The organism is Amycolatopsis pretoriensis (assembly GCF_900107925.1).
GTDB classification, from domain to species: Bacteria; Actinomycetota; Actinomycetes; order Mycobacteriales; family Pseudonocardiaceae; genus Amycolatopsis; species Amycolatopsis pretoriensis.
In genome coordinates this window covers 302,108-328,448 of sequence record NZ_FNUJ01000002.1, presented here as the reverse complement: position 1 = coordinate 328,448, position 26,341 = coordinate 302,108, and the positions used below count along the sequence as shown (strand labels likewise).

Sequence of the window (26,341 nt, the reverse complement as noted above, 5' to 3'; positions counted from 1 at the left end):
TCGGCGCGCCACCACCTCGGTGCGGAGGCGGCCGTCGACGAGGCCGGGGTGAGCGCCCACGGGACCGGGGTGGTCGCGGGGCCGCGCGGGACCGCGGGCCGGACCGAAACGACGTCGTGCGGCTGGGCGGCGGCGACCGCGGGGCCGTCGGGTGACGGCGACCACTCCTGGACCGCCGGTGTCCCGCCGAGGAACAGCAGAACGGCAAGCAGCAACCCGAGGCGGCGCCACCGCCCCGGGTTGCCGGGTTGTCCGAATCGTCCGATGTGGTCAGGCTACCTCAGCCACCGCCGTAGGTGGCCTGGGTGACCGCGAAGACGTTGCGGTTGCCCGCGCCCTCCTGCAGCGACCACAGCAGGTCGGCGGCCGTGTCGTCCTCCCAGTAGGACAGGCTCTCGCCGCTGCCCACCCACGCGAACGTCGACGAGCCGGCCGTCGGCGTCCAGTAGTACAGCTGCTTCGAGCCGGACGAGTTGAACCACCAGCGCCCGTTGTGGGACGCGACGCCGTTCAGCTTGTACCACGGCAGCTGCAGCGCCTGGCTCGCCGTCGTCGTGGCGGCGAACGTGCCGGAAGACGCGAACGGGTAGCGGATCGCCCGCGGTGCGCGGTTCGGGTAGTCCGTGCAGCCGGACGAGCACGTGTACTCCGTCATCACGATCGACTTGCTCACCCGGTCGAGGGAGATCGACGACCACGCGAGGTTCGTGCCGGACGTCGTCTTCGACGTGATCGTGCCCACCTGCGGCAGGACGTACGCGTAGTTGTGGGCGTAGTAGGTGCTGCCGCTCTGGTGCCCGATCTGGTCGGCCGTGCCGCCGGTGTTCGTCTTCAGGATCTTGCGCATGTCGAAGACCCGCATGCCCTTGCCCCTGTCGGCGACGTACAGGTAGTCGCCGTACCAGGAGACGCCGCCGGCGTGGATCGGGATGTCCTTGAAGTCCGGGGCCGCCGCCGTGCCGGTCGGCTCGACCAGCAGCACCTTGCGGTACTTGTTCGGGTAGGTGGCGTCCCAGTCCGCGAGGGTGATCCGGCTGCGGGTCTGGCCGCCGTCGCAGCCGTCCTTGGTGTACCAGCTGACCAGGACGAGCTGGTGCCCGTCGTAGTTGCCGCTGTTGGCCGTGCCGACCGCGTCCCGGCTGGTCGTGATGCCCTGCGGGTAGTTGGTGCAGTCGGAGTTGTCGCCGCTGTCGAACCGGAACCCGGTCGACAGGCCGGCGACGGAGAACGACGACGGCAGCGCGGTGCGGTCGTGGTTCGCGTTGTCCATGACCGTGTGCACGGCCGCGGTGCCGAGCGTCGAGACGAGCGCCGAATTGACGGCGTCGAACTGGTTGTAGTTCGCGGTCAGGGTGTACTGCGACGCGGGCAGCGTGGCCGGCCCGGCCGCGGCGACGGCCGCCGGCGGCGCGGCGACCAGGCTCGCGAGGACGCCCGCCCCGACGGCGGCGTTCACTAGTCGGTGGCGCAATGACATGAGACCCCCAGTAGTCCGATCAATGCCCGGAACACGGTAGAACCGGGCGGGGTGAATGGGCAACAGCTTCTCGGTGAAAAAGGGAAGATCTTTTCGCGACGTCTCACATTGAGACCTGCGGGGTCCGGGCGCCGTGCTGTGATCACAGCCATGGAGCCCGAACCCGAACCCGGACCCGGCGAGCACCGCGTGTGCTTCGAGCGCGCCCTGGTGCCCGCCGGGTGGCAGATCGACTTCGAGGACGCCGGCGCTACCAGCTCGACGGCACGTAAGCCCAGCCGAGGTAGTCGGAGCGCTGCGCGTACGTGCTCGTCTGGTACACCGACGGGCCGGTGCTGATCGCGACGCCGCCGCCGAGCGCGAGCATGATGTGCCCGTTGCTGGTCGTGCTGGTGAAGAACACGGCCGTGCCGGCCGGGGCGACCGAACCGGTGTGGATGCGGCCGTTGGCCTTCTGCCACTGGTAGTGCGTGGTGGCCGAAGCGAACCGGCCGCTGGTGCCGAAGGAGCGTTCGACGAACAGCTCGCACTGGTTGTTCCAGTCGGTGTGGCCCAGGCGCGCCTTGGCGAACGCGATCGCGCTGTCGGCGCGCGAGTCCGCGGGGTACGCCGTGCCGCCCGCCTTGAGGCCGTCGGTGTCGCAGTGCGGGACGCCGCTGACGAACCCGTCGGTCCCGGTCTTCACCATGGCGTCCGGCACCCACAGGTTGTCGCCGGTGAAGTCCCAGATCTCGTCCGACGCCGTGGCCTGGCAGACCACCGGCACCGAGGCACCGGTCAGGTACTTGTCCGCCACGCTGCCCGCCGCGTCCGCGGCGTCGCCCTTCTTCGCGCGGCCGTTGAGATCGGCCTTGGCGGGATAGGAGTGCGGGGTGGTGCACTGCGGGGCGACCATCGACGTCGAGCCGGTCTTGACGTAGGCGTCCGGCACCCACAGGCCGTCGGTGGTCAGGTCCCAGATGCTGCTGCCGCCGTACTCCGGGCCGGTGTCCTGGCACGCCAGCGTCACCGAAGTGCCGGCCGGGTACATGTTCGCGATGCGCTGCTTGCCCACCGCGACGGCGGGATCCTTGACGGTCCGACCGTCCACTGTGGTCGTGACGGGATAGGTCGACGCGGCCTGCGCCGCGGGCGCGGCCAACCCGGTCAGCGCGACGCCCAGGCCGATCGTGGCCACCGCCGCCTTGAGTGTGGTTTTCACTGTTCCTCCATCGGAATGTCCGGTGCGATCGTCGGCGGCCGCCGTACAAGAGCCGTACAAGCCCGCCGGGCGGCCTAGTACTTTCCGCCTATCCCGGACTCCCCGAAGATCGGATGTGCGGGCGCGCGCGATCGGCGATCTTGGATGCGAGAGACCGACGTGAGGAGACAACCCATGCATCCGGCCGCCCTGATCGAAGGCCACGAACAGACCTGGTCGTGGCTCGTGCTCGGCCTGACCGGCGCCGTCCTGCTGGCCTTCGCCGTGCTGTTCCTCGCCGCGCTGGTCAGCATCCTCGGCTCGCGCCTGACCGGCGGAATGAAGCTCGTCTGGGTGATCTTCGCCTTCTGCGCGCCGTTCCTGGGCAGTCTGCTGTGGTTCGCGATCGGCCGTCGCGACGCCTACCTCCCGGCGCGCCGGTGATCGTCGCGGACGGGCTCGCGAAGACCTACCGCGGCGGCGCCGGCGTCGAGGACCTGTCCTTCACCGTCCGCCCCGGCGTGGTGACCGGATTCCTCGGGCCCAACGGCGCCGGCAAGTCGACGACCATCCGGCTGATGCTCGGCCTGACCCGCGGCCGCGGCCGCACCACCTTCGGCGGCCGGGAGTACGCGGGCGTCCCGGGTCCACTGCGGACGGTCGGCGTGCTCACCGACGCCGCCGCCGTGCACCCGGCCCGGCCGGCCGCCGCGCACCTGCGGATGGTCGCCGCGGGCGGCGGCCTGCCGGCGAAGCGGGTGCGCGAGGTCCTCGCGACCGTCGGCCTCGAGTCCGTCGCGCGGAAACCCGCGGGCCGGTTCAGCCTCGGCATGAAGCAGCGGCTCGGCCTGGCCACCGCGCTGCTGGGCGACCCGGAGTACCTGATCCTCGACGAGCCGGCCACCGGGCTCGACCCCGAAGGCGTGCGGTGGATCCGGGACCTCCTGCGGCGGCTGGCGGGGGAGGGGCGCACGATCCTCGCGTCGTCGCACCTGCTGGCCGAGATGGCGCTGCTCGCCGACGACCTCATCGTGATCGGCGCCGGCCGGCTCGTCTCGGCCGGGCCCCTGGAGGAGTTCGTCCGGCAGCACGCGCACGCCGACGTCGTGGTGCGCGCCGACCGGCCCAGCGCGCTGCTGGTCGCGCTGGCCCGCGACGGGCTGCGCGTGCGGCAGGAGGCCGCGGAACTGGTCGTCGAGACCGCCGACACCGAGCGGGTGGCGGCGGTCGCCGGCCGCGCGGACGTCGTGGTGCGAGAGCTGTTCGTGCGGCGAAGCGGGCTGGAGGACGCCTTCCTCGCCGCGACCGCGGCCGCCGTCCGGCACCGGGCTGAGCTGCCGTGAAGCACGCGCTGGCCTACGAATGGGTCCGCGCCCGCTCGCTGCGGTCGACGTGGCTGCTGCTGGCCGGCGCGGGGGTGCTGCAGTTCGCGTCCGGCCTGTACTGGGGCCTCAACCGCGACCTCGGCACGCTCGACGCGCTCACCTCGGCGTTCGGCCTGGTCGACCGGCTCGGCGCGCTGCTGATCGCGGCGATCGGGATCGCCGCGTTCGGGCTCGACCACCAGCACGGCACCCTCGCGACCACCCGGCTGGTGCTGCGCTCGCCGGCCCGGATCGTCGCCGCGCGGGCCCTGGTCACCGCCGGGCTCGCGCTGCTGGGCGGGGTGCTGATGGTGGTGCTGACCGCCGCCGGGGTGCTGACCGGCGGAGGCGCCCTGCCTGCCGGCGCGGGGGCGGCAGGCAGGGCGGGGGCGGCGGTGCTGCCGCTGACCGTCCTTTCCGGACTCGCCGGCGTCGCGCTCGGCGGGCTGCTGCGGCACACCGGGCTCGCCGTCGGCGTGTTCGCGGCGTGGACGTTCGTGGCCGAGACGGCCCTGGCGGCGCTCGGCCGGGTGCCGGTGACCGCGCTGCCCTTCAGCGGCACGGCGCTCTTCGCGCTGCCGGGGATGGCGGTGTTCGCCGTCCTGGTCGTCCTCGCCCTGGGCGCGGCCGTGTTCACCCTGGCTCGCCGTGACGGCTGACCCGGCGCGCCCTAACCTGGACGCGATGAAGCGATGGCTGAGCTGGTGGGACGGGCGCGTCGTCCTGCTCACGCTCGACGTCGCGGTGGCCGCGGCGGTGATCGCGGTGACGCTGACCGGCGGCGACCCGCGGGACCCGCACCCGGCGCTCTACGTGCCCGCGGTGGTCGTGTCCGGGCTCGCGCTGCTGGCGCGGCGCCGGTGGCCGTTCCTGGTGCTGGTGGTCGCGGTGGCGTGCCTGCCGGCCGGCGTGACGCTGCTGCCGCTGATGGTGGCGCAGTACTCCGTCGCGGCGCGGCACGGCGTCAGCTGGCGGACCGGGCTCGGGGTCGTCGTCGCCGTGGTCGCCGGGAAGGTGGTGCCGGCGCTGAGCGCGCCGGAAAGCTTCACCCAGGTCGTGCTCGTGCTGGGGTTCTTCGTGCTCGGCCCGGTGCTGGCCGGGCTGTGGATGCACCAGCGCGCGGCGCTGCTGGCCGTGCTGCGCGACCGCGCCGAGGAAGCCGAGCGGACCCGGACGCTGCTGGCCGACCAGGCCGTCTTCGCCGAACGGCGGCGGATCGCCCGCGAGATGCACGACGTCGTCGCCCACCGCGTGACCGCGGTCGCGTTGCAGGCGGGCGCGCTGTCGCTGCGGGCGCCGGACGAGCGGACCGAGCAGGCCGCCGAGACGATCCGGGCCACCAGCGCGACCGCGCTCGACGAACTGCGCGGCATCCTGCGCGTGCTGCGTGACGACGCCCCGGACCCGGGTCCCGGTGTGCTCGCGTCGCTGGAAGACCTGGTCGCGGAGGTTGCGGCGACCGGGGCGCGGGTCGAGCTGACCCTGCCGGACCCGCTGCCCGCGGTGCCCGGCCCGGTCGGCCGGGCCGTCTACCGGGTGGTGCAGGAGTCGCTGACCAACGCGGGGAAGCACGCGCCGCACGCGGCCGTCGACGTCCGGCTCGCCGTCACCGGGGAGCGGCTGGCGGTCGAGGTGACCAACCGGCTGACCCCGCACGGCAGCGCCGTCCCGGGGTCCGGCTACGGGCTGGTGGGCATGCGCGAACGCGTCGAGCTGGCCGGGGGCGACCTGCGCGCCGGCCCGACGGGTGACGGGCGCTTTCAGGTGTCGGCGAGGTTCGCGGTCGGGGAGGGCGAGTGACGGTCAAGGTCGTGCTGCTGGAGGACGAGGAGCTGGTCCGGAGCGGCATCCGGATGATCCTCGAGTCGGCCGGCGACGTCGAGGTGGTCGCCGAGGACACGAACGGCGCGCGGGCGGTCGAGCTGACCGACCGGTTCCGCCCAGACGTCGTGCTGACCGACGTCCAGATGCCGAAGGTGGACGGCATCGAGGTGGTCCGCCGGCTCGCCACGCACCCGGCGGCGCCGGCGGTGGTGGTCCTGACGACGTTCGACGTGGACGAGTACGTCTACGCGGCTTTGCGCCACGGCGCGGCGGGTTTCCTGCTGAAGGACACACCGCCGCGTGAGCTGGTCAACGCGGTGCGCATCGCGGCCCGAGGCGAGGCGATGCTGTCGCCGAAGATCACGAAGCGGTTGCTGACGGATTTCGCGTCCGGGGGAGGGAGTGCGCGGGCGAAGGCGCGGCTGGCGGAGCTGACGCCCCGGGAGCACGACGTGGCCGTCCACATCGGACAGGGGCTGAGCAACGCGGAGATCGCTCGCGCGCTGGTCGTGAGCGAGTCGACCGTGAAGGTCCACATCGGACACATCATGGCCAAGCTGGACGCGGCGAACCGCACCCAGGTGGCGCTCGTGGTCCACGACGCCGGCCTGAGCTAGCGCGCCGCTACTTGCCCGCGTGCCGCCGCCGCGCGACGGTGAGGAAGGCCGTTCCGGCGCGAACGCGACCCCGAAGACCGACCGGAAGCCGTCGGCGAACGCGGTCCACCGGAGCCGCCCGAGCACGCGGTGACCGCCCGCCGCCACAACGCGAGGACGGCCGCGACCAGCGCGGCCGCTACCCGTCCGGCCTGTCCGATGCGAAACCGTGACGCCGTTCGAGGACCTTCAGCGACTGCTCGCACCAGCGGAGGTTCTCCCGCTCGAACGCCAGCCCGCGCATCAGCGTCAGGTACGGTCCCACCCGCTCGGCCCCGGCCAGGTACTCGTCCTCGAAGCGGCCGTCGAGCAACCCCGCCCGCAGCCGTTCGTAGCGGGCGATCTTCGCCTCCGCGCGGGTCATCCGTTCCGCCAGCGCCCGGCGGACCGCCGCCGCGTCGCCGGCGTCGACCGCCTGGACCTGGACGAGCAGCTCGTCGCGGATCACGCCCGGGCGCGGGGCACGTGCCGTGAACTCGCGCAGGGCGGCGAACCCCGCGTCCGTCAAGGAGAACAGCCGCTTGTCCGGGCGCTTCTCCTGGTGGACCACGCGGGCGCGGACCAGGCCGGCCGCCGCCATCGCGTCCAGTTCGCGGTAGAGCTGCTGGGGTGTCGCCGGCCAGAAGTTCGCCACCGACGCGTCGAACACCTTCGCCAGGTCGTACCCCGAGGCCTCGCCCTCCAGCAGCGCCGCCATCAGCGCGTGGCGCAGCGACCTACTCACTTATGCGAGTGCTTCGCGCTGGATCTGCTCGAACTGCGCGGCCATCGCCTCCGCCAGCGCCTGCGCCGCCGACAGGGGCCGGACCATCACGGTGAACTCGTCGATCAGCCCGTCGTCGTCGAAGTGCAGGAAGTCGCAGCCCTCGACGCGCGCGTCGCCGATCCGGGCCTCGAAGACGAGGGCGTGGTCCCGGCCTTCGTCGCCGCTGAGCTCGCGCACGTACCGGAAATCCTCGAACACCCGGAGCACGCCGCGCAGGATCGCGGCGGTGATCGCCTTGCCCGGGTAGGGCTTGAACGCCACCGGGCTCCGGAACACGACGTTCTCCGCGAGGGTCGCGGCCATGGCGTCGGGGTCACGGGCCTCGACGGCCTTCCGGAAGCTGGTCATGCCACACCTCACCTAGTCAAAAAGTTCAGTATGAGCGTACCCCGTCCGTGACCGTTCGGCGACCCACAGCCTCACCACAGCCGGAGCACAGGCCCGGCCGCCACCTTGGGTCAAGGCCGGCTCAGGTCCCCGTCAACCGGCCTTTACCCCCGAACCGACCGTGGAAGGACACGCATGGAACACGACCACGAAGGACAACGGGTGAGCCGGCGCCGGCTGCTCGCCGGGGTGAGCTCGGTCGGCCTGGGCGCGCTGGTCACGGCGTGCGCGGGCAAGAGTCCCGTCACCACCTCCACCGGCGAAACGGTCGCCCTGCAGGCGGTCACCGACGCGGACCTCACCGCGTTGTTCACCGGCGCGCGGACGTGCACCCTCACCGCCACCACCACCCAGGGCCCGTACTACTTCGACGCGGACAAGATCCGCAGCGACGTCCGCGAGGACAAGCAGGGCGCGAAGCTGAGGCTCGCCCTGCAGGTGCAGGACAGCGAGACGTGCAAGCCGATCCCGCACGCCGTCGTCGAGATCTGGCACTGCGACGCGGGCGGCCTGTACTCCGGCGCGGAGGCGGCGTCCGGTGGCGGTGGCACCCCGCCGACCGGACCGCCGCCGACCGGGACCCCGCCCACCGGCGGCCCGCCGCCCGGCGGCGACCAGGACCTGGAGCCGACCGACGACAAGCGCTACCTGCGCGGCGCCCAGGTCACCAACCAGCGCGGGACCGTCGAGTTCACCACGATCTGGCCGGGCTGGTACCGCGGCCGCACGGTCCACGTCCACGTGATGGTCCACGTGGGCAACGAAAAGACGCTCACCACGCAGCTGATGTTCGATGAAGCGCTGAACACCGAGGTGCTGGCGACCCAGCCGTACGCGCAGCGCACCGGGCGGGACACGTTCAACGACAACGACTCCATCTACCAGCCGAGCATGCTGCTGAAGGTCACGAAGGCACGCGACGGGTACGTCGGCTGCATCGTGCTCAACGCCGACCCGGACCACGACGGCGTCTAGCGCGCGGGCCGCACGGGTGGCGCGACGGCCACCCGTGCGGCCGTGTCACGACCGCGCCGGCCAGTCGGCCAGCTTGGTCTCCACGAACTCGAAGAGCTGCGTCGCGTGCACGATCGAGAACGGCAGCCCCGATTCGGTGATCAGCTGCTCGTGCGCGACCTTCGCACGGAGGTAGCCGACGTCGGAAGGGAAAAACACAGATGGCGGACACCGGTCTCGGTGACGCGGCCGTCTAAAGGTGACTTGTCGACATTGGCGGAGCTGTTCGCGGCGCTGATGGTGACCGCCTCGGCCGAAGGCATCGACCAGGCGCTCTGGATGATGAACCCCGGCAAGCTCACGGCGGCCACCGCCGTATAACGCCCTACACGCTCGCTCGCCGGGGCTCGTACGTCGCCCGCAGCGCCTTCTTGTCCGGCTTCCCGAGCCCGGTCATCGGCAGCGACCCGGCGATGATCACCTGCTTCGGCACGTGCACCGGGCCCTTCCGCTCCCGCACCGACGCCTGGATCTCACCCGTCAGCTTCTCGATCGCCGCGTCGTCGGCGGCCGCGTCCGGGCGCAGGACCACCACCGCGGTCACCGCTTCGCCCCACTTCTCGTCCGGGGTGCCGATCACGCCGACCTGCGCGATCGCCGGGTGCTCGGCCACCACGTCCTCGACCTCGCGGGGGAACACGTTGAACCCGCCCGTGACGATCATGTCCTTGACGCGGTCGACGATGAACCAGAAGCCGTCCTCGTCCTCGCGGGCGACGTCGCCGGTGTGCAGCCAGCCGTCGCGGAACGTCTCGGCCGTCACCTCGGGCAGGTTCCAGTAGCCGCCCGCCAGCAGCGGGCCGGCCACGCAGATCTCGCCGGGCTCGCCGGGGGCGACCGGGTTGCCGTCGGCGTCGAGCAACGCCGTGCGCAGGAACGCCGACGGGCGCCCGCACGAGGACAGCCGCGCGTCGTCGTGGTCGCCCTTGGCGAGGTAGCTGATCGCCATCGGCGCCTCGGACTGGCCGTAGTACTGCGCGAAGATCGGCCCGAACCGGTCGATCGCCTCGCGCAGCCGCACCGGGTTGATCGACGCGGCGCCGTAGTACACCGTCTGCAGCGACGACAGGTCGCGCGTGCGCGAGTCGGGGTGGTCCATCAGGGCGTAGAGCATCGTCGGCACCAGCATGGTGGCCGTGATCCGCTCCTCCTCGATGATCCGCAGGACGTCGGCGGGATCGAACTTCGGCACGACGACGAGTGAGCCGCCCTTCAGCAGCGTCGGCGCGAAGAACGCCGCGCCGGCGTGGGAAAGCGGTGTGCAGATGAGGAACTTCGGCGCCTCCGGCCACTCCCACTCGGCGAGCTGGATCTGCGTCATCGTGGCCATCGCCTGCGCGGTGCCCATGACACCCTTGGGCTTGCCGGTCGTCCCGCCGGTGTAGGTGATGGAGACGACCTGGTCCGGCGGCAGGGCGGCGGGTTCGAGCGGGCCGGGCTCGAACTTCGCGGCGGCCGCGGTGAGGTCGTGCCCGACGTGGGCCAGCGGCTCGGGCACCGGCCCGATGGTGAGCACCCGCATCAGGCCGGGGACCTTCTCGAGCAGCCCGAGCGCCCGCTCGACGAACATCGGCACCGGGTCGATGATCAGCGTGGTGATGCCCGCGTCACCGAGGATGTAGGCGTGGTCGTCGAGCGAGCCCAGCGGGTGCAGCGCCGTCCGCCGCGAGCCCTGCAGCTGGCCGGCCGCGATGATCAGCAGGACCTCGGGGCGGTTCAGCGACAGCAGTGCCACCGCCGCGCCCGTGCCGGCCCCGAGCTCCTCGAAGGCCTGGGCGTACTGGCTGACCTGGGCGGCGGTCCCGGCCCCGGTCATCGTGGTCTCGCCCAGCACCATCACCGGCGCGTCCCGGTGGCGCTTCAGGGCGGAGACGACCAGATGCCCGAGGTGGTTCGGATACCGCATCGCCTGCTCGTCCATCGGAGTCCCTTCCCCGCCGTCGAACTAGAACACGTTATAGTTCTAGGCCCTGGGCCGCCTTGACGCAAGGGCGGGTCACGGGATCGGCGCCGTCCGCGCGCGGGCCACGGCTTCGTCGCGGTCGGCCGGGAGCAGGTACCCGGCCCGCAGCGCCCGATCCGCCGCGGCGGTGAACTTCGCGACGTACGCGGCGTGATCCGGGTAGAGCTGCCGGATCCGGGCCGCCGCCAACGGTGTCGTCGTCCCGAGCAACAGGCACGCCCCCGGCACGTTGCCGCCGCTGTTGTTGGGGGAGTAGGCGGCGACCGGGGCGTCGAAGTCGGGCAGGCGGATGCCGCCCACCGCGTTCTGGTCGCCGTCACGAACGATGAACAGGCCCAGCAGCAACGAAATCGGCGGTGCCACCGGCGGGGCCGCGCCGCCGCGGGCCCAGCGGTCGAGGTGCGCGAACGCCGCGTTCTCCGAGTACCGGAACGTCATGCTGTTCACGGGTTTGTCGCAGGTCGTGGGCGCGCCGTCGTTGATCGACCGGTCCCGGGCGTTGGCCGCGTTGTAGAGATCGAGCCCGTACTGGTCGGCGTGCGCCGTGCCGGCGACCTCCCAGGTGCGGACCCGCGCGGTGTCCTGCCGGACGGAGTTCGAGGCGACGACGTCGGTCTCCGACTGCAGCACGAACACCGGCACGGTCAAGTCGGTGCGGATGTGCGCGGACAGCGGGCCGAGGACGCCGTCGCCGATCGGGGCCGCGAGGGCCGCCCGGCCGTGGATCATCAGGCCGTCGTAGGCCCCGCGCACTGGTTGAACAGCGTTCGCATAGGTGGTCAGGCGCAACGCGGACTGCGAGTGCCCGGTGCCGAGGACGACCGCCGGGCCGCGGCCGCCGAGCAGTTCCGGATGCGTCCGGACCGCCTGTGCGGCCTGCGAAAACACGTCGTAGGAGAGCGCGTCGGAGCTGAGGTCCACGGCGGCGTACCGGGCCGGGTCGAGGCTCTTCAGCTTGTCGGCCCCGGCTTTCTGCGTCGTCACACCGATGTACGTGTAGCCCTCGCGGACGAAGTGCTCGTACGACTGGGAGAAGTCGACCGGGATGTCGACGCCGAAGCTGACGTTCAGCCACTCGATCACCACCGTGCCGTTGAACCGCGCCGGGTTGTCCGGCCGCACGACGACCATCCGCGTGGTGTACGGGTTTCCGGTGGTGGCGACGTGCGTTGCCCATCGGCCGTCGTCGGTCCACAGGCCGTCCTGCGCGTAGGTGTCGGCCTGCCCGGACAGCAGGTATTCCTGTTCGACGTACCCGCGGGCGGCGAGGTCGAGGACGCCTTGGGCGCCGCTGACCGGCCAGCCCTTGCCGGCGTTCGCGGGCACCGGCGTGACGGTGGGCGCGGGAGCGGCCGCGGCCACGCCGGTAGCGACGACGGCGGGGAGGAGCAAGGCCAGCAGCAGGCAGACGGCTCTGCGCATTTCGGAGACCCTCCTGGTGGTGGACGACGACCGTCCACAGTGGACGAGGATGCGGTGGCCACCGCCCTTCGTCTCTACCGGGGCGGCGGCGCCGGGGCAACGATGGGCGAGCGGGCCGGGACGAACCGGCGCCGGAGTGCTCAGTCACCTGACAAGACGGGGGTGCGGGACACTCACCGCGGAAGAAAATGGGCTTTCGGCGCCAAAACCTTGCGCCGGGCCTCTCGTTGGACGACTATCGCGGGACGTTCTGCACGTGCAAGCGCACGGGCGAGGGGGTGTGGGTGACCGAGGTGGCACCGGCGGTGGCCGGGACGACGGACGTCCCGAGCGACGCGGTCTTGATCCAGGCGGTGCGCAACGGGGATCTCGCCGCGTACGGCCGGCTCTACGACCGGCACCTGGTCGCGGCCCGCCGGGTGGCGGCCGCGATCGCGTCCGGCGAAGCGGAGCGGGACGACCTCATCGCCGAAGGGTTCACCCGCGTACTGCGGATCCTGCGTGCCGGCGAGGGCCCGGACGAAGAATTCCGGCCCTACCTGCTGACGACGATCCGGAACACGATGATCAGCTGGCGCCGGCGCGATTCCGCGGTGTCGCTGGTCGCCGAGGTCCCGGACGTCCTGCCGAGTGAGGGCAGCGACGAGCCCGTGGACAGCCGGCTGCACGGCAGCGTCGCCGCGGGCGCGTTCGCGAGCCTGCCGGAGCGGTGGCGGACCGTGCTGTGGCGCACCGAAATCGAGGGCGAGTCGCCCTCCCGGATCGCCGAAGACCTCGGCATGACGCCCAACAGCGTCGCCGCGCTGGCCTACCGCGCCCGCGAAGGCTTGCGGCAGGCCTACCTGGACCAGCACGTCCCCGAGGCCCGGCGCCGCAACTGCCGGGTCATCTCCGGCCAGCTCGCGCGGTGGGTGCGTGACGGCGTCGGCGACCACAAGGGCCACCGGATCGCCAGCCACCTGGACCGCTGCGCGGACTGCCGGAAGCTCGCCACCGGCCTCAAAGAGCTCAACGCCGAGCTGCCCGCGACCGTCGCCCCGCTCATCCTCGGCATCCCGGTCGTGACGCACTGGCTGACCGCGACCGCGACCGGTGCGTCGTCGGGCGCCGCCGCCGGCACCGGCGCGTCCGTCCTTTCGTGGGCCACCGCGGCGAAGGTGGCCGCCGCGAGCGCGGCGCTGGTGACCACGGTGACCATCGGCGCCAGCACGTCCGACGTCGCGCCGCCGTCGTCGTCGGCTCCCCGCGCGGAAGGCACGACGACGCAACCGGTTCCGGGCCGGCCCGCGGCGGGCGTACCGGCCGGCGGCGACCGGGGGACCACCTCCGGGGCGCAGCTCACGTCGGTGCCGCCCACGGCGGAGTCGTCCGCGGAGGCGGCCGGCGGATCGGCCGAAACGACCGGATCCGACGGTTCGGTCACCGACGACAAGCAGGCGGCGAAAGAGGCGAAGCAGGCTTCGAAGTCGGCTGCGAAGGAGTCGAAGCAGGCTTCGAAGTCGGCCGCGAAAGAGTCGAAGAAGGCGGAGAAGACGAAGGAGCCCGAGGGCTGACCCGGCCCCGCGACGGGGCCGGGTCGACCGCTCAGCAGGGCTGCAGCAGCCAGCAGAGCCGGTACTTCGCCTGGTAGGTCGCGGAAGTCGACGGCGCGACGATGTTCTGCGTCCGCGCCCCGCCGTGCGCCCAGCTCGAGAAGGCGTACTTGAGGTTGAGCGGCGGCAGGTTCTGCGGGCTGTCCGCGCTGATCGAATTCGTCGAACCGGCGATCACCGTCCGGGAGAACGGTGTCCGCTGCTGCGTCCCGCCCACCGTCAGCAGCGCCTGGTTGGGGCTGGACGTGAAGTTCAGCGTGACCGTCTTCGGCTGCAGGTCGATCGTCTTGGACCCGGTGCGGCCCGTCGAGTCCGTCGCCGTCACCGTGAGCTGCAGGTACGACGGGTACTCGTGGTCCGGGGCGACGAACGTGCCCGCCGCGACGCCCGGGAAGTCCTGGACGTTGTGCGTGTGGCAGGTGCCGTTGGCCGCGCAGTGTCGGATCGCGAGCCGCCACGACAGCGCCGAAGGCGGCAGGTCGCCGTCCTGGGCGTCGATCGCGCGGCCGGAGAACGCGATGGTCTGGCCCACCGACCAGGTCAGCGCCGCGGCGGGCGTGTCGATGACCGGGACCGGGTCGAGCCCGGCCGGGGTCCCGACGGTCACGCGGACCGTCGTGGTCGCGGTCGCGCCGTGGGAGTCGGTCACCCGCAGCCCGGCGTCGACCGCGGCCGCCGCGGTGTAGGTCCACGTGGGCTGGGCGGCCGAGGAGTCGTCGTACGCGCCGTCGGCGTCGAGGTCCCAGGCGTAGGACAGCACGTCCCCGGCGTCCGGATCGGTGGATCCGGTGCCGTCGAAGTGCACGGTCAGCGGGGCCGGACCGCTCGACGGCGTCGCCGTGGCCGCGGCGACCGGCGGCCGGTTGGTGCCGCCCGGGTAGGTCACGCGCCGCAGCTCGCCGCTGCCCAGCGCGACGTAGAAGAGGTCGCCGCCGGGTCCGGTGAGCACCTGCACCGGCGTGCTCGCGCCGGTCACGAACGGCACCAGGCGGCTCGGGCTGGGCTGGCCGTTCGCCGTCTGCATCGCCCAGATGCACCCGCGCGACGAGTCGGCGAAGAACAGCGCGCCGGCGTACGCGGCGGGGTAGTTGCTGCCCGACTCGAAGGCGATCCCGCTGATCGACGAGCCGCCGGTCGGGCACGGGTCGCCCGCGACGACCTTGGCGTTGTGGTTGTAGGCGTAGAACGGCGCGGTCTGCCCGCCGGCGGTGTACAGGGATTCGCAGCGGTCCAGGTTGGCGCCGTCGTAGCCGGCTTGGCGCGCGGTGCCTTCGAAGCACGGCCAGCCGAAGTTCTCGGCCACCGCGTCCCCGGCGTTCGGGACGCGGTTGATCTCCTCCCAGGTGTTCCAGCCGACGTCGCCGGCCCACAGCTCGCCGGTCCCCGGCCGGAACCCGAACCGGAACTGGTTGCGGGCGCCGTAGGCGATCACGCGGCGGGCGTTGGCGTCGGAGCTGCTCGCGAAGGGGTTGCCGGGCAGGCCGTCGCCGGTGTCGGGGTCGATGCGCAGCAGCGTGCCGTTGAGGAGCACGGGCTGCCCGGCCGCGCGGCGGGGGACTGCGACCGCAGCGCGCCGCCCTCGGCGTTGGGCGGGGCGAGGTTCGTCCCGGCGGGGGACGGCGGGTCGGCGCAGGGGTTGCCGGTCTGGCCGTAGTCGGCGTAGTTGAAGCTGGCGCCGTCGCCGCCGCCCGCGTACAGCGCGCCGTCCGGCCCGAAGGCCAGCGCGCCCACCGAGTGGCTCGGGAACTGCTGGCACCAGCCGGTGACCAGGGGTTTCTCGTTGGCGGCGGTGCCGTCCGGGCCCATGGTGAGCCGGGAGACCCGGCCGGTGACGACGCAGCCCTGGTCGGTCGCGCCCGGCGGGGTCGGGCACGTGTCGCCCCACCGCGGCGCAGTGCCGCCGGGTGCGGCGTCGAGCGTGTAGGAGACGTAGACGTACGGCCGCGCGGGGAACGCGGGGTCGACGGCGAGGCCGAGCAGGCCGCGATCCCAGAAGTCCTGGGTCGGCGTCCGCAGGTCGGCGAACACCGTCGCCGTCGGGTCGGCGAGGGAGTCGAAGACCTTGACCAGGCCGCTCTTCTCGGCCACGAACACCCGGCCGTCGGGCGCGAACGCCGCGGCGGTCGGCGAGGTCAGGCCGCCGATCGCGACGGTGTCGGCGAAGCCGGTGGGAACGGCGGCGGCGGGTGGCGCGAGGGCCACCGCCAACGCCGCGGTGACCGGCACGACGACCGCCGCGGCCAGCGTGCGGCGCGATCTTCGGGGGAACGGGAAAGGCATCATGCGGACTCCTGGTGCGCGGGGACCGGACCGTCCCCTATGGCGCCGGAAGTCCGATAGTTGTTACATCGAGACGGAAAATGCACACGAACCGCTCAGCCGCGGTCGAGCCACTCCCGGAGCAGTGCGCGCTCGGCGCCGGTGAGCATCGGCAGCTCCGGCGGGCCGGCGGACGGGGCCGGCGCGTCGGTCAGGATCCGGGCCGCGACGGCCTCGTACAGGGCGTCGGCGAGGCCGTCGGCAGGCCGCGTGAGCAGGGTGAGCACGGCGCCGGTGCCCGCGGCGTGGATCAGCTCGACCGCGAGGGCTTCGGGGACGCGGAGCCGGCCGGTCTCCGCGACCCGGTGCACCCGGGCACGCAGGACCGCGAGGCCGGCCTCGGCCGCCGGGGACGTCCGGCCCGGCGTCACGAGCAGGCCGAACAGGGCCGGATTGGCCAGGCCGAAGCCGATGTGCGCGAGCCAGCCCGCCCGGAGGTCGTCGACCGGGTCGCCGTCCTCGTCGGCGGTCTTCGTGCTGACGTAGGCGGCGAAGACGTGCTCGGCGACGGCGTCGAGCAGCGCGTCCTTGTCCTCGAAGAACCGGTAGAGCGCGGGGGCCTGCAGGCCGGCGGCCTGGGCGACCGCGCGGATGGTGAGCGCGGCCGCGCCTTTGTCGTGCAGGAGCCGCGCGGCGGTCTCGAGGAGGTGGATCCGCGTCTCACTCCGGTCTTTCGTCATGGTTTCGATGGTAACTCACACTTGCTATCAGTGGTACTAACGTGGTTAGTATCATCGGTAACCAACTCGAGGAGCTGACCATGATCGTGATCACCGGGGGAACCGGCAAGCTGGGCTCGCAGGTCGTCGAGGAACTGCTTCGGCGCGTGCCGGCCGACCAAGTCGGCGTCAGCGTGCGAGAGCCCGGCCGGGCCGCCGGCCTCGCCGAACGCGGCGTGCGGGTCCGGCGCGGCGACTTCGCCGATCCGGAGTCGCTGGCTCACGCGTTCGAAGGCGCTTCGCAGGTCCTCGTCGTCTCGACGGACGAAACGGGGGAGACGGCCGTTCGCCGTCATGCCGCGGCGATCGACGCCGCGCGGGACGCGGGTGCCAAGCGCGTCCTCTACACGAGTCACCAAGCGGCGGCCGAAGACTCGCTGTTCGCGCCGATGCCCGACCACGCGGCGACCGAGCGGCACCTGGCCGCGGGGGTGTACACCGCGCTGCGCAACGGTTTCTACGCGAGCACCGTTCCGCTGCTGATCGGCCGGGCGCGGGAAACCGGGGAGCTGGTCGCGCCCGCGGACGGGCCCGTGTCGTGGACCGCGCACGCCGATCTCGCGGAGGTCGCGGCGGTCATCCTGGCGGACGAGGGCCGGTTCGACGGCCCGACGCCGCCGTTGACCGCGCCGGTCGCGCACGACCTCGCCGACGTCGCGGACCTGCTGGGCGAGGTCACCGGGCGCACGATCCGCCGGGTGGTCGCCGAGGACGAGGAGTGGGTGGCCGGCCTGGTCGCGCACGGCGTCCCGGCGGACCGGGCCACGCTGCTGCTCGGCATGTTCCGCGCCGCCCGCCGGGGCGAGTTCGCTGTCACTTCTCCGGACCTCGAAGACCTGCTCGGACGGCCCGTGACGCCGCTGCGCACCCTGATCGGGTGAGCACTATGCACTCCGGCTATACACCTCGTGTACAGTTCGGTACATGTCGATCGGACACACCCTGCTCGGGTTGCTGGAGAACGGGCCGCGCCACGGCTACGACCTGAAGCGCGCCTACGACGACCGGTTCGGCCACGACCGGCGCGTCCACTACGGCCAGGTCTATTCGACCCTGGCCCGGCTGCTGAAGCAGGGGCTCGTGGAGGCCGACGGCACCGAGGCGGGCGGCGGGCCGGAGCGGAAGCGGTACGCGATCACCGAGGCCGGGGTCGCCGACGTCGGCACGTGGCTGGCGACCCCGGAGAAACCCGAGGCGTACCTGCAGAACACGCTCTACACGAAGGTGGTGCTCGCGCTGCTGTCCGGGCGGCCGGCCGCCGACGTCCTCGACGTCCAGCGCACGGCCCACCTCGACGCGATGCGCGAGCTGACCCGTCGCAAGACCGGCGGCGACCTCGTCGACCAGCTGGTCTGCGACCACGCGCTGTTCCACCTGGAGGCCGACCTCCGCTGGCTGGAGCTGACCACGGCCCGGCTCGACCGGCTGGCGGAGGAGATCGCGTGAGCACCGTGCTGCTGGAGGCGGCCGGCGTCCGGAAGGCGTACGGGCCCACGGACGCGTTGACGGCGGCGAGCCTGCGGGTGTGCGCGGGCGAGGTCGTGGCGCTGATGGGCCCGTCGGGGGCGGGCAAGTCGACGCTGCTGCACTGCCTGGCCGGAATCGTCCGGCCGGACGACGGCACGGTCCGCTACCAGGGCGAGGACCTCGCGGTGCTGACGGACCGCGCGCGATCGGCGTTGCGCCGCACCGACTTCGGCTTCGTGTTCCAGTTCGGCCAGCTCGTTCCGGAGCTGACGTGCCTGGAGAACGTGGCACTGCCCCTGCGCTTGAACGGCGAGCGCGGCCGGGCGTCCGCCAAGCGGGCGCGGGAGATGCTGGCGGAGCTGGGGCTGGCCGACATCGCCGGGCGCCGCCCGGGCGAGGTGTCGGGCGGGCAGGGCCAGCGGGTCGCGGTGGCCCGGGCGCTGGTGACGAGCCCCCGGGTGGTGTTCGCCGACGAGCCGACGGGCGCGCTCGATTCGCTGAACGGCGAGCAGGTGATGCAGCTGCTGACAACGGTGGCCCGAGAGCGCGGGACGGCAGTGGTCCTGGTGACGCACGAACCCCGTGTGGCGGCGTACTCGGATCGCGAGGTCGTGGTCCGCGACGGGCGGACCCGCGAGCTGGAGGTGATCCGGTGACGGGATCGCTGAGCGCCGGGCGGGGCGCGGGGCTGGCGTCGCGAAAGTCCGGCGGCGGTCGGTCTCCGCGGCGAGGCCCGGCAACCGTCGTGGCCCGTCGCGTGCCCGGGTCCGCCCCGCGCTCCGATCGCGAGACCGCTGCTCGTGCCGGCCGGATGAACTCGCGCCTTGCGGCTCGCAAGATCGCCTCGTGTGGCGACCAGGCCCGGGTACCAGGTCCGGCGGTCGCCGTGGCCTCGCCCGAACGCCGCGCGGCCGCGTGCGGCGGCAGCCCCTTGGCGGTGGCCCGGTGATCCGCCGCTGGACCGCCGATCTCCTCCTCGGCATGCGCCTCGCCCTCGGCGGCGGTGGTGCGCGCACCGCCCTCGTGCGCCTCGTCCTCACCGCCGCCGGGGTCGGCTTCGGCGTGGTCGTCCTGCTCACCGCCACCTCCGTCCCCCACCTCATCGCCGCCCGGGACGACCGGGCCGCCGGCCGCGCGCTCGACCTCGCCGCCACCTCTCCCGGCGTCGACCCCGTCTACACCCTCGGCCGCGCCGACGAATACCGCGGCCGCGGCCTGAGCGGCTACCTGGTGCAGCCCACCGGACCGCACCAGCCCGCCGCGCCCGGCGTCGACCGGCTGCCCGGTCCCGGGGAAGCCGTCCTGTCCCCGGCGCTGGTGGACCTCCTGCGGTCGCCGGAAGGCGAACTGCTGCGCCCGCGGTTCCCCCAGCACGTCGTCGGCACCATCGGCGACGCCGGGCTGACCGGCCCGCACGAGCTCTACTTCTACGTCGGCTCGGCCACCGTCGCCCAGCTGCCCGACGCCGAGCCGGTGAGCCGGTTCGGCGCGGAGCCGCACCGGCGTGCCCTCACCTCGCTCGAACTGCTGCTCGTCGTGGTCGGCGCGACCACCTGCCTCGTCCCGGTGTTCGTCTTCGTCGTCACCAGCACCCGGCTCGCCGCGGCGGCCCGGGACCGGCGGCTCGCCGCGCTGCGCCTGATCGGCGCCGACCGCGGGCAGGTGCACCGGATCGCGGCCGGCGAGGCCCTGCTCGGCTCGTTCGCCGGCCTGCTCGCCGGGCTGGCGCTGTTCCAGCTCGTTCGCGTGCTCGTCCCGCGGATCACCGTGACCGCCTTCCGCGGCGGTCTCTTCGGCACCGACGTCGTCCCCGACTGGCGGCTCGGCGTCCCGGCCCTGCTGGTGCTGCCGGTGCTCGCCTGCGCGGCGGCGGTGTTCGCGCTGCGGATGGTCGTCATCGAGCCACTCGGCGTCGTCCGGCGCGGGACGCGGGTCCGGCGCCGGCTCTGGTGGCGCCTCCTGCCCGCGGCCGCCGGCTGGGCGCTGCTGTTCACGGATGCCGACGGCGCCGAAAGCCCCGGCGTCATCGCGGGCATCGTCCTCATCCTCTCCGCCGTGCCGCTCGTGCTGCCGTGGATCGTCGAGCGGGTCGCCGGCCTGCTGCGCGGCGGGTCGCCGGCCTGGCTGCTGGCCGTCCGCCGGCTCCAGCTGGACAGCGCGACCGCCGCTCGCCTGGTCAGCGGCGTCGCCGTCGTGCTGGCCGGATCCATTGCGCTGCAAGGGGTCTACGCACGCACCGAGAGCGACCGGCCCGCGCCGCAAGAGGTCAAGGTGCTCGCGAACTACTCCGCCACCAGCTACGCCGACGCCCAGGCGTTCACCGCCGCCTTCCGCGCGCTGCCGGGGCAGCGCGACGCGCCGTTGCGCGCTCGCGGCCTGATCGAAAACGCCGCGGGGGAGCGGGCCTCGATCGCCGTCGGGACGTGCGCGGACCTGCGTACCCGGGCCGGGCTCGCAGACTGCCGCGACGGCGACGTCTACGCCACCGGGGCCGGGCACTACCAACCCGCGGCCGGCGAGCGCGTGTGGTTCTTCCGGGCCGGCGCGGATCCGCGGAAAGTTCCACAGTGGACGGTCCCGGCGCTCCACCGCACCGCCGGGGCCGACGGCGAGACGGCGGCGCTGCTCGTCACCCCGGCCGCCCTGGCGACCGCGACCGGTGTCGGGCTGGCCGTGGACGCGGACGTCCCCACCGCCGACCCGGACCTGGTCGAGCGCGTCCGCAACACGGTGGGCTGGAACGGAACCGTGTACTCGCTCGGCACCGAGCACGACGGCACGTACGCGCTCATCACCCGCGCGTTGTCGGTCGGCTCGGTGCTGGTGCTGCTGTTCGTCGCGGGCAGCCTGCTCGTCGCCGCGTGGGAACAGCTGCGCGAACGGCGCCGCAGCCTCGCCGCGCTGATGGCGAACGGTGTCGGACGCGGGGTGCTGGCGCGGTCGCTGGTGTGGCAGCTGGCGATCCCGGTGGCGGTCGCGGTGGCCGTCGCCGTGCCGGTCGGGCTCGCCCTCGACTGGCTGGTTTTGGCCCTCGTGGTGCACCGGCCGATGGTCGTCGACGGGCCGGCCATCGCGATTCTGACGGCGACGGCTATTGCGGCGGTACTGCTCGTAACCGCGCTGACACTGCCCGCGTTGTGGCGCACGACGAGCCTGGAGAATCTGCGGGAGGAATGAGCGGACAGGATGGCCGGTCCGGTTGTTTCCGGATCGGCCGCCCGGCCAAAAAGCCTTTTCGGGCAAGCAGATCCTGCCCGAAAAGGCGCCCCATTCGCCCTGGCGCCGTTTTCCGTTTTCCGTCATCCTGAATACGCCGATATTCGCCGATCCACGATTCCGAGGCGATCCGATGCGTATAATGTACGACGCGGTCACCGCGCGAAACATCTTGAAGAAGGACCGGCGGCCCGCGCTCGTGGCCGGGTACATCGACCGGATCAAGCTCGCGCCGTGGAGCGCCGCGGACTGGGACATGTTCCCGGACGCGCTGAAGGTGCGGATCGTCAAGAAGGCGTCGACCAACGACGGGCACGTCCTCGACGTCGAGCCGGGCGACGCCACGCCCGCCGAGGCGCCGGGCTGGGCCCGGATGCGGCGCAAGTCCGGGTTCGCGCACCCGGTCATCTACTGCAACCGGTCGACCTGGCCGAAGGTCAAGGCGGCGTTCGCGAACCAGGGCGTCGAGCCGCCGCTGTACTGGATCGCCACCGCCACCGGCAAAGCCGAAATCCCCGCCGGCGCGATCGCCGCGCAGTACCTGCTCGACGTCGCGCCCGGCATCGACGTCTCCGTCGTCGCGGACTACTGGCCCGGCGTGGACTCGCCGGCGTCGCTGACCACCGAACCGGAAGTGGAGCTCATGGAACGCATCACCGTCACCCCGCCCAACGCCGGGCAGAACACCGTGCGGCTCAACCTGTCCGGCAGCGCCGGCGCCGCCATCGTCGTCCGCCCCCGGATCAACCGGGACGGCGTGTCGAAGCCGATGTGGGTCGGCAACATCTTCGCGTGGGGCTCCGACAAGACGGGAGTGGGCCACAACCCGAAGACCGACCCGAACTACGACGACCGGCTGACGTCCCACCGCCGCTTCGCCCTGCCGGGCGCGGTGTGGGCCGACCTCGAGTACAGCGCCGCGGAGGCGTTCGAGATCGACGTCGTCGGCTAGCCGGAACCGCTCAGGTGGTTGCGCAGGAACGCGATTCCCGCGTCGGTCACCTGCTCGAGCTTTCGCTCGCCGTAGAAGTGGCCCGCGCCGTCCAGGCGGATCAAGTCGGCGTCGGCGCCGGCGCGCCAGTAGGCGGCGACCAGTGCTTCGCTGTGGGCGATCGGGATCCCGGCGTCGTCGGTGCCGTGGGCCAGCAACAGCGGCGCCGCGGTCGCCGACGCGTGCAGCAGCGGGCTCGCAGTCGGGCCGGGGAGCCAGTCGTGGGGGTCGTGACCGCTGCTGTGCAGCAGTGAGCCCGCCGCCGGGGGCGGGATGCGCGTGAAGTCCGTCGGCGGGCTCCACGCGATCGCCGCGCCGACGCGGCTCGACGGGCCGGTGATGCCCAGGTCTCCTTCGAAGCCGGGATCGTCGGCGGTCACCGCGAGCATGGCGGCGAGGTAGGCACCCGCCGAATGTCCCCACGCCGCAACGCGGCCGGCGTCGAGTTCCAGTTCGGCGGCGTGGTGGCGAACCCAGCGGACCGCGGCTTTGACGTCGTGAACCTGAGCGGGGAAGGGGGCCTCCCGCCCGTGCCGGTACTGAGCCCGCGCGACGCCGAACCCGGCCGCCACCAACCGGTCCGTGACGCGATCGCCCAGCCGGCTGTGCTTGTGCGACCCGGCCGCCGGCGCGCCGCCGTAGAGGTAGACGACGACCGGGTGAATCCCGCCCCCGGCCGGGACGACGAGGTCCAGCAGCAGCGGCCGGTACCCGGGCAGGGGAGCCACGAGCGCATCCCGATAGGACACTCGCGTCTCGCTCCGTTCGGCCCGGGGCAGGGTGAGCGGGGCACGGGAAGTGAGCACCCGACCACTATCGGGGCATACCGGTCATCGCGGCCAGCCGTATCAGGATGCGGGAGAGGGCGCCGCGAACGACTCCGGGGAGCGGCCGGCGCAACCTCCCGGAGGCCGACTTCGCGCGCGAGCCGGGCACCCCGTCCCGCGCTGCCGCTCCGGCTTGCCACGTATCCGGCCGTCCGGCGTCGTGCACCCCGCGCTGCTGCTCGGCCGCGCCGGTTGACTGGCCGTGCCACGCTTCCGCCGCCCTGGCCGTCCCGCGTAATCACCCGCGCGCTCTCCGTGCCGTGTTGACACGTGCGTCGACCCGGTGTCAGTATCAGGATTAATCCGATTGGAAACGTTTCCAACACCGTCTTCCGCACCTGGAAACGTTTCCAAAACCGCACCCCGAGGTAGCCGATGACGTCAACACGGGCCACGCTGCTCCAGGTCGCCGAGCGGGCCGGGGTCTCCCTGGCCTCGACCTCGCGCGCCCTGCACGGCACTGGTGCCAGTCCGGCCATGGTCGAGCGCGTTCGCGCTGCCGCCGTCGCGCTCGGCTACAGCGTCGATGCCATCGGGCGGTCGCTGCGGCTCAAGAAGACCTTTCAGGTCGCCTTTGCCGTCGCCGACATCGGGAACCCCGTCTACGTCGAAATGATGCGGGCCATCCACGAAGTCCTCGCGCCGCACGGGTACCGGGTCGTCGTCATGTCCACCGGGGACACCGCCACCTCGACCACCGAGCTCGTCCGCAGCCTCAACAGCGGCTTCGTCGACGGCATGATCGTCAGCCCGCTGCGCACCGACGACCGGCTCATCGAAGAGATCCAGCAGGCCCCCGTCCCCGTTGTCGTCATCGGGCGGGCGCTGGACGACCGGGGCATCAGCTCCGTCTCCACGGACTCCGCCGGCGGGATCGGCGCGGCCGTCCGCCACCTGCACGACCTCGGCCGACGGCGGGTCGGGTTCCTCAACGGGCCGCTCGACACCACGCCCGGCGCCGCCCGCCAGCGCGGGTTCGACGCCGCCACCGAAACCATCGCCTTCGAGCGGACCGACCAGGAGGTCGCCGCCGACTTCACCGTCACCGCCGGGCTCGACGCCGCGCGCGAACTGCTCGCCCGCGGCCGGCTCGACGCGCTCGTCGCCGCCAACGACCTGCTCGCCATCGGGGCCATCCGGGCCGTGCGGGAACAGGGCCTGTCGGTGCCCGGCGACGTTGCGATCACCGGCATGGACGACACCGAGCTCGGCCGGGTCTTCCAGCCCAGCCTGACCAGCGTGTCCCTCGGCTCGACCGAACGCGGGCGCGCCGCGGCCCGGATCATGCTCCGGCTCGCCGACGACCCGGACGACGCCGCGCAGCAGATCGCCGTCGGCCCGGAGCTGATGGTGCGCGAGTCGACCGGAGGTGCGCCGTGACGGCGACCCTGACCCGCCCGGCGCCCCCGGCCGGGAAGAAGAAGCCCGTGCTGGCCCGCACGCGGCGGCGAGAAGCGATCGCGCTCGTGTTGCCGTCGCTGATCCCGATCCTCGTGCTCAGCGTCGCCCCGCTGGTCGTCGGGATCTTCCTCGCCTTCACCGACGCGCGGCTCGTGCGGCACCCGGACTACGGCTTCGCCGGCGTCGACAACTTCACCAAGCTCGTCGGCAACGACCTGTTCTGGGATTCGCTGCGGATCGGCATGATCTGGACCGTCGGCGTGACGCTGCTGCAGCTGGCCGCCGCGATGGGCCTCGCGCTGCTGCTCAACTCCGGTCTGCGGCTGCAGGGTTTGACGCGGGTGCTCGCGCTCGTGCCGTGGGCGATGCCGCCGGTCGTCGTGGCGATCATGTGGCAGATGATCTACTCCGCCAACGGCGGCCCGCTCAACGCCTTCCTCGGCAGCGTCGGCCTGCCCGACGACATCAACTGGCTCGGCGACTTCTCGGTCGCGCTGCCCGCGGTGATCGTCGTCGGCGTCTGGGTCGGCATGCCGCAGACGACCGTGACACTCCTGGCCGGCCTGCAGCAGATCCCGGCCGAACTGCACGAAGCGGCCTCTGTGGACGGTGCCGGCGCGTGGCGGCGGTTCACCGCGGTCACCTGGCCGAGCCTGCGCCCGATCGTCACGTCGATCACGTCGCTGAACTTCATCTGGAACTTCAACTCGTTCTCGCTGGTCTACGTGCTCACCGCGGGCGGACCGGGCGGCAAGACGATGGTGCCGGTGCTGTTCATCTACCTCGAAGCCTTCAAGAACCGCGAGATCGGCTACGCCGCCGCGATGGGCCTGGTGCTCGTCGTCGTGGTCGTGCTCATCCTCGCCGTCTACCTGCGGTCGCAGTTCCGCGACGACCGCACCGCCGGGAAGGGGCGCTGATGCGGGTTCTCGTGCGCCCGGCCCAGTACGTGGCCCTCGCGCTCTACATCCTGTTCCTCGGCTTTCCGTTGCTGTGGCTGATTTCCGCGTCGGTCAAGTCGTCGGGCGAGCTGAATTCGCTGACGGTCAGCCTGCTGCCGAGCGAGTGGCACTGGGACAACTACACCGAGGCGCTGAACAAGCAGGGCCTGGTCCGGTCCGCGGCCAACAGCCTGATCGTCGCGCTCGCCTCGACCGCGCTGTCGGTCGTGGTCGCCGTGCCCGCGGCCTACGTCCTCGCGCGGCTCAAGGGGAAGGTGCGCGCCGCCGGCGTCGGCTGGATCCTGGTCAGCCAGGTGTTCCCGGTCGTGCTGATCATCCTGCCGCTGTTCCTGATCCTGCGGACGCTCGGCTTGGCCGACAACCTCGTCGGCCTGACGCTCGTGCACACGACGTACATGCTGCCGTTCGCCCTGTGGATGCTGCAGGGTTACGTCTCCGCGATCCCGGTGGAGCTCGAGGAAGCCGGGGCGATGGACGGCGCGAGCCGGCTGACAGTGCTGCGCTCGATCGTCTTCCCGCTGCTCGCTCCCGGCGTCGTCGCGACCGCGATGTTCAGCTTCGTCTCGTCGTGGAACGAATTCTTCTTCGCGCTGGTGCTGTTGCAGTCACCGGAGAACTACACCCTGCCCATCACGCTCAACATGTTCGTCGGCGGCGAGGGCAAGGTCGCCCTCGGCCCGCTCGCCGCGGGCGCCGTGCTCGCCGCCATCCCCAGCATCGTCTTCTTCGGCATCCTGCGCCGGAAGCTCACCAGCGGCCTGATGGCCGGGGCGGTGAAGGGATGAACCCACCAA

26 protein-coding genes are annotated in these 26,341 nt (G+C 72.5%); 15 read left to right on the top strand and 11 right to left on the bottom strand.

Annotated features, from left to right (window positions below; translation table 11 throughout):
• Positions 1-280: 280 nt before the first annotated feature.
• Both BLV96_RS08445 and BLV96_RS08440 read right to left on the bottom strand, forming a co-directional pair.
• Positions 281-1,477 carry a hypothetical protein gene (locus BLV96_RS08445; RefSeq protein WP_086681973.1) on the bottom strand — a complete coding sequence of 399 codons (1,197 nt, stop codon included), beginning with the start codon at positions 1,475-1,477 and terminating at the stop codon, positions 281-283.
• A 250-nt stretch (positions 1,478-1,727) separates the two neighbouring features.
• Complete coding sequence (locus BLV96_RS08440) at positions 1,728-2,678, bottom strand: hypothetical protein (protein WP_086681970.1); 951 nt, start codon at positions 2,676-2,678, stop codon at positions 1,728-1,730.
• Positions 2,679-2,852: 174 nt separating this feature from the next.
• Here BLV96_RS08440 and BLV96_RS08435 point away from each other — a divergent pair, with 174 nt between their 5' ends.
• From BLV96_RS08435 to BLV96_RS08415, 5 genes are read left to right on the top strand one after another with little or no spacing between them, the layout of a single operon-like run.
• Complete coding sequence (locus tag BLV96_RS08435; protein ID WP_086681968.1) at positions 2,853-3,101, top strand: PLD nuclease N-terminal domain-containing protein; 249 nt, start codon at positions 2,853-2,855, stop codon at positions 3,099-3,101.
• Entirely contained in the window at positions 3,098-4,000 is a 903-nt protein-coding gene (locus tag BLV96_RS08430) for an ATP-binding cassette domain-containing protein (RefSeq protein WP_086681965.1), read from the top strand. Before BLV96_RS08435 ends, BLV96_RS08430 begins: the two co-directional genes overlap by 4 nt.
• Positions 3,997-4,680, top strand: coding sequence for a hypothetical protein (locus BLV96_RS08425; protein ID WP_091388943.1), 684 nt, complete (start codon positions 3,997-3,999; stop codon positions 4,678-4,680). Before BLV96_RS08430 ends, BLV96_RS08425 begins: the two co-directional genes overlap by 4 nt.
• Positions 4,681-4,705: 25 nt before the next feature.
• On the top strand, positions 4,706-5,821 hold the full coding sequence (locus tag BLV96_RS08420) for a sensor histidine kinase (RefSeq protein ID WP_086674642.1): 1,116 nt from the start codon (positions 4,706-4,708) through the stop codon (positions 5,819-5,821).
• Entirely contained in the window at positions 5,818-6,462 is a 645-nt protein-coding gene (locus BLV96_RS08415; protein WP_086674643.1) for a response regulator, read from the top strand. Before BLV96_RS08420 ends, BLV96_RS08415 begins: the two co-directional genes overlap by 4 nt.
• Positions 6,463-6,640: 178 nt before the next feature.
• On the opposite strand, the gene BLV96_RS08410 is transcribed toward BLV96_RS08415, so the two are convergent.
• Positions 6,641-7,198, bottom strand: coding sequence for a PadR family transcriptional regulator (locus BLV96_RS08410; protein WP_086674644.1), 558 nt, complete (start codon positions 7,196-7,198; stop codon positions 6,641-6,643).
• Positions 7,199-7,225: 27 nt separating this feature from the next.
• Positions 7,226-7,615 carry a nuclear transport factor 2 family protein gene (locus BLV96_RS08405; protein ID WP_086674645.1) on the bottom strand — a complete coding sequence of 130 codons (390 nt, stop codon included), beginning with the start codon at positions 7,613-7,615 and terminating at the stop codon, positions 7,226-7,228.
• A gap of 174 nt (positions 7,616-7,789) precedes the next feature.
• Here BLV96_RS08405 and BLV96_RS08400 point away from each other — a divergent pair, with 174 nt between their 5' ends.
• A complete protein-coding gene (locus BLV96_RS08400; protein ID WP_086674646.1) occupies positions 7,790-8,629 on the top strand; it encodes a peptidase associated/transthyretin-like domain-containing protein in 840 nt (279 codons plus the stop codon).
• A 45-nt stretch (positions 8,630-8,674) separates the two neighbouring features.
• Here the strand turns inward: BLV96_RS08400 and BLV96_RS50535 are convergent, their stop codons facing one another.
• The 3 genes from BLV96_RS50535 to BLV96_RS08390 form a co-directional block, all read right to left on the bottom strand.
• Entirely contained in the window at positions 8,675-8,827 is a 153-nt protein-coding gene (locus BLV96_RS50535; RefSeq protein WP_244180101.1) for a hypothetical protein, read from the bottom strand.
• Between the two features lie 166 nt (positions 8,828-8,993).
• Entirely contained in the window at positions 8,994-10,589 is a 1,596-nt protein-coding gene (fadD8, locus tag BLV96_RS08395; RefSeq protein WP_086674647.1) for a fatty-acid--CoA ligase FadD8, read from the bottom strand.
• A 75-nt stretch (positions 10,590-10,664) separates the two neighbouring features.
• Positions 10,665-12,053: an alpha/beta hydrolase domain-containing protein gene (locus BLV96_RS08390; RefSeq protein WP_086674648.1), complete on the bottom strand. Its 1,389-nt coding sequence runs from the start codon at positions 12,051-12,053 to the stop codon at positions 10,665-10,667.
• A 284-nt stretch (positions 12,054-12,337) separates the two neighbouring features.
• Between BLV96_RS08390 and BLV96_RS08385 the strand changes: the two genes are divergently transcribed.
• Positions 12,338-13,606, top strand: a complete 1,269-nt coding sequence (locus tag BLV96_RS08385; protein WP_244180100.1) for a sigma-70 family RNA polymerase sigma factor — start codon at positions 12,338-12,340, stop codon at positions 13,604-13,606.
• Positions 13,607-13,637: 31 nt separating this feature from the next.
• Here the strand turns inward: BLV96_RS08385 and BLV96_RS50530 are convergent, their stop codons facing one another.
• The 3 genes from BLV96_RS50530 to BLV96_RS08375 all read right to left on the bottom strand — a co-directional run bounded on the left by BLV96_RS50530 (position 13,638) and on the right by BLV96_RS08375 (position 16,644).
• Entirely contained in the window at positions 13,638-15,176 is a 1,539-nt protein-coding gene (locus tag BLV96_RS50530; RefSeq protein ID WP_279627529.1) for a PQQ-dependent sugar dehydrogenase, read from the bottom strand.
• Positions 15,074-15,928 carry a PQQ-dependent sugar dehydrogenase gene (locus BLV96_RS50525; protein WP_279627528.1) on the bottom strand — a complete coding sequence of 285 codons (855 nt, stop codon included), beginning with the start codon at positions 15,926-15,928 and terminating at the stop codon, positions 15,074-15,076. Before BLV96_RS50525 ends, BLV96_RS50530 begins: the two co-directional genes overlap by 103 nt.
• A 92-nt stretch (positions 15,929-16,020) precedes the next feature.
• Positions 16,021-16,644, bottom strand: a complete 624-nt coding sequence (locus BLV96_RS08375; protein ID WP_086674650.1) for a TetR/AcrR family transcriptional regulator — start codon at positions 16,642-16,644, stop codon at positions 16,021-16,023.
• 80 nt (positions 16,645-16,724) lie between these two features.
• On the opposite strand from BLV96_RS08375, the gene BLV96_RS08370 reads away from it, so the two are divergent.
• The 5 genes from BLV96_RS08370 (at position 16,725) to BLV96_RS08350 (ending at position 22,318) form a co-directional block, all read left to right on the top strand.
• Positions 16,725-17,564, top strand: a complete 840-nt coding sequence (locus tag BLV96_RS08370) for an NmrA family NAD(P)-binding protein (RefSeq protein WP_086674651.1) — start codon at positions 16,725-16,727, stop codon at positions 17,562-17,564.
• 43 nt (positions 17,565-17,607) lie between these two features.
• On the top strand, positions 17,608-18,129 hold the full coding sequence (locus BLV96_RS08365; protein ID WP_086674652.1) for a PadR family transcriptional regulator: 522 nt from the start codon (positions 17,608-17,610) through the stop codon (positions 18,127-18,129).
• The gene (locus BLV96_RS08360; protein ID WP_086674653.1) at positions 18,126-18,806 is read left to right on the top strand and encodes an ABC transporter ATP-binding protein; all 681 of its coding nucleotides are present in this window, start codon (positions 18,126-18,128) and stop codon (positions 18,804-18,806) included. The genes BLV96_RS08365 and BLV96_RS08360 overlap by 4 nt, the downstream gene beginning before the upstream one ends.
• Positions 18,807-19,095: 289 nt before the next feature.
• Positions 19,096-21,327 (top strand): FtsX-like permease family protein, encoded by a 2,232-nt coding sequence (locus tag BLV96_RS08355; RefSeq protein WP_091388940.1) that lies wholly within the window; start codon positions 19,096-19,098, stop codon positions 21,325-21,327.
• A gap of 181 nt (positions 21,328-21,508) precedes the next feature.
• Positions 21,509-22,318: a hypothetical protein gene (locus tag BLV96_RS08350; RefSeq protein WP_425266171.1), complete on the top strand. Its 810-nt coding sequence runs from the start codon at positions 21,509-21,511 to the stop codon at positions 22,316-22,318.
• Here the strand turns inward: BLV96_RS08350 and BLV96_RS08345 are convergent.
• Positions 22,315-23,163, bottom strand: a complete 849-nt coding sequence (locus BLV96_RS08345; protein ID WP_086675447.1) for an alpha/beta hydrolase — start codon at positions 23,161-23,163, stop codon at positions 22,315-22,317. The genes BLV96_RS08350 and BLV96_RS08345 overlap by 4 nt on opposite strands.
• A 396-nt stretch (positions 23,164-23,559) precedes the next feature.
• Here BLV96_RS08345 and BLV96_RS08340 point away from each other — a divergent pair, with 396 nt between their 5' ends.
• Genes BLV96_RS08340 through BLV96_RS08330 form a run of 3 tightly spaced genes read left to right on the top strand, consistent with a single transcriptional unit; the run spans position 23,560 to position 26,332 of the window.
• The gene (locus BLV96_RS08340; protein ID WP_086675446.1) at positions 23,560-24,564 is read left to right on the top strand and encodes a LacI family DNA-binding transcriptional regulator; all 1,005 of its coding nucleotides are present in this window, start codon (positions 23,560-23,562) and stop codon (positions 24,562-24,564) included.
• Positions 24,561-25,505: a carbohydrate ABC transporter permease gene (locus tag BLV96_RS08335; RefSeq protein WP_086675445.1), complete on the top strand. Its 945-nt coding sequence runs from the start codon at positions 24,561-24,563 to the stop codon at positions 25,503-25,505. The genes BLV96_RS08340 and BLV96_RS08335 overlap by 4 nt, the downstream gene beginning before the upstream one ends.
• Positions 25,505-26,332 carry a carbohydrate ABC transporter permease gene (locus BLV96_RS08330; RefSeq protein ID WP_086675444.1) on the top strand — a complete coding sequence of 276 codons (828 nt, stop codon included), beginning with the start codon at positions 25,505-25,507 and terminating at the stop codon, positions 26,330-26,332. The genes BLV96_RS08335 and BLV96_RS08330 overlap by 1 nt, the downstream gene beginning before the upstream one ends.
• Positions 26,333-26,341 lie beyond the last annotated feature (9 nt).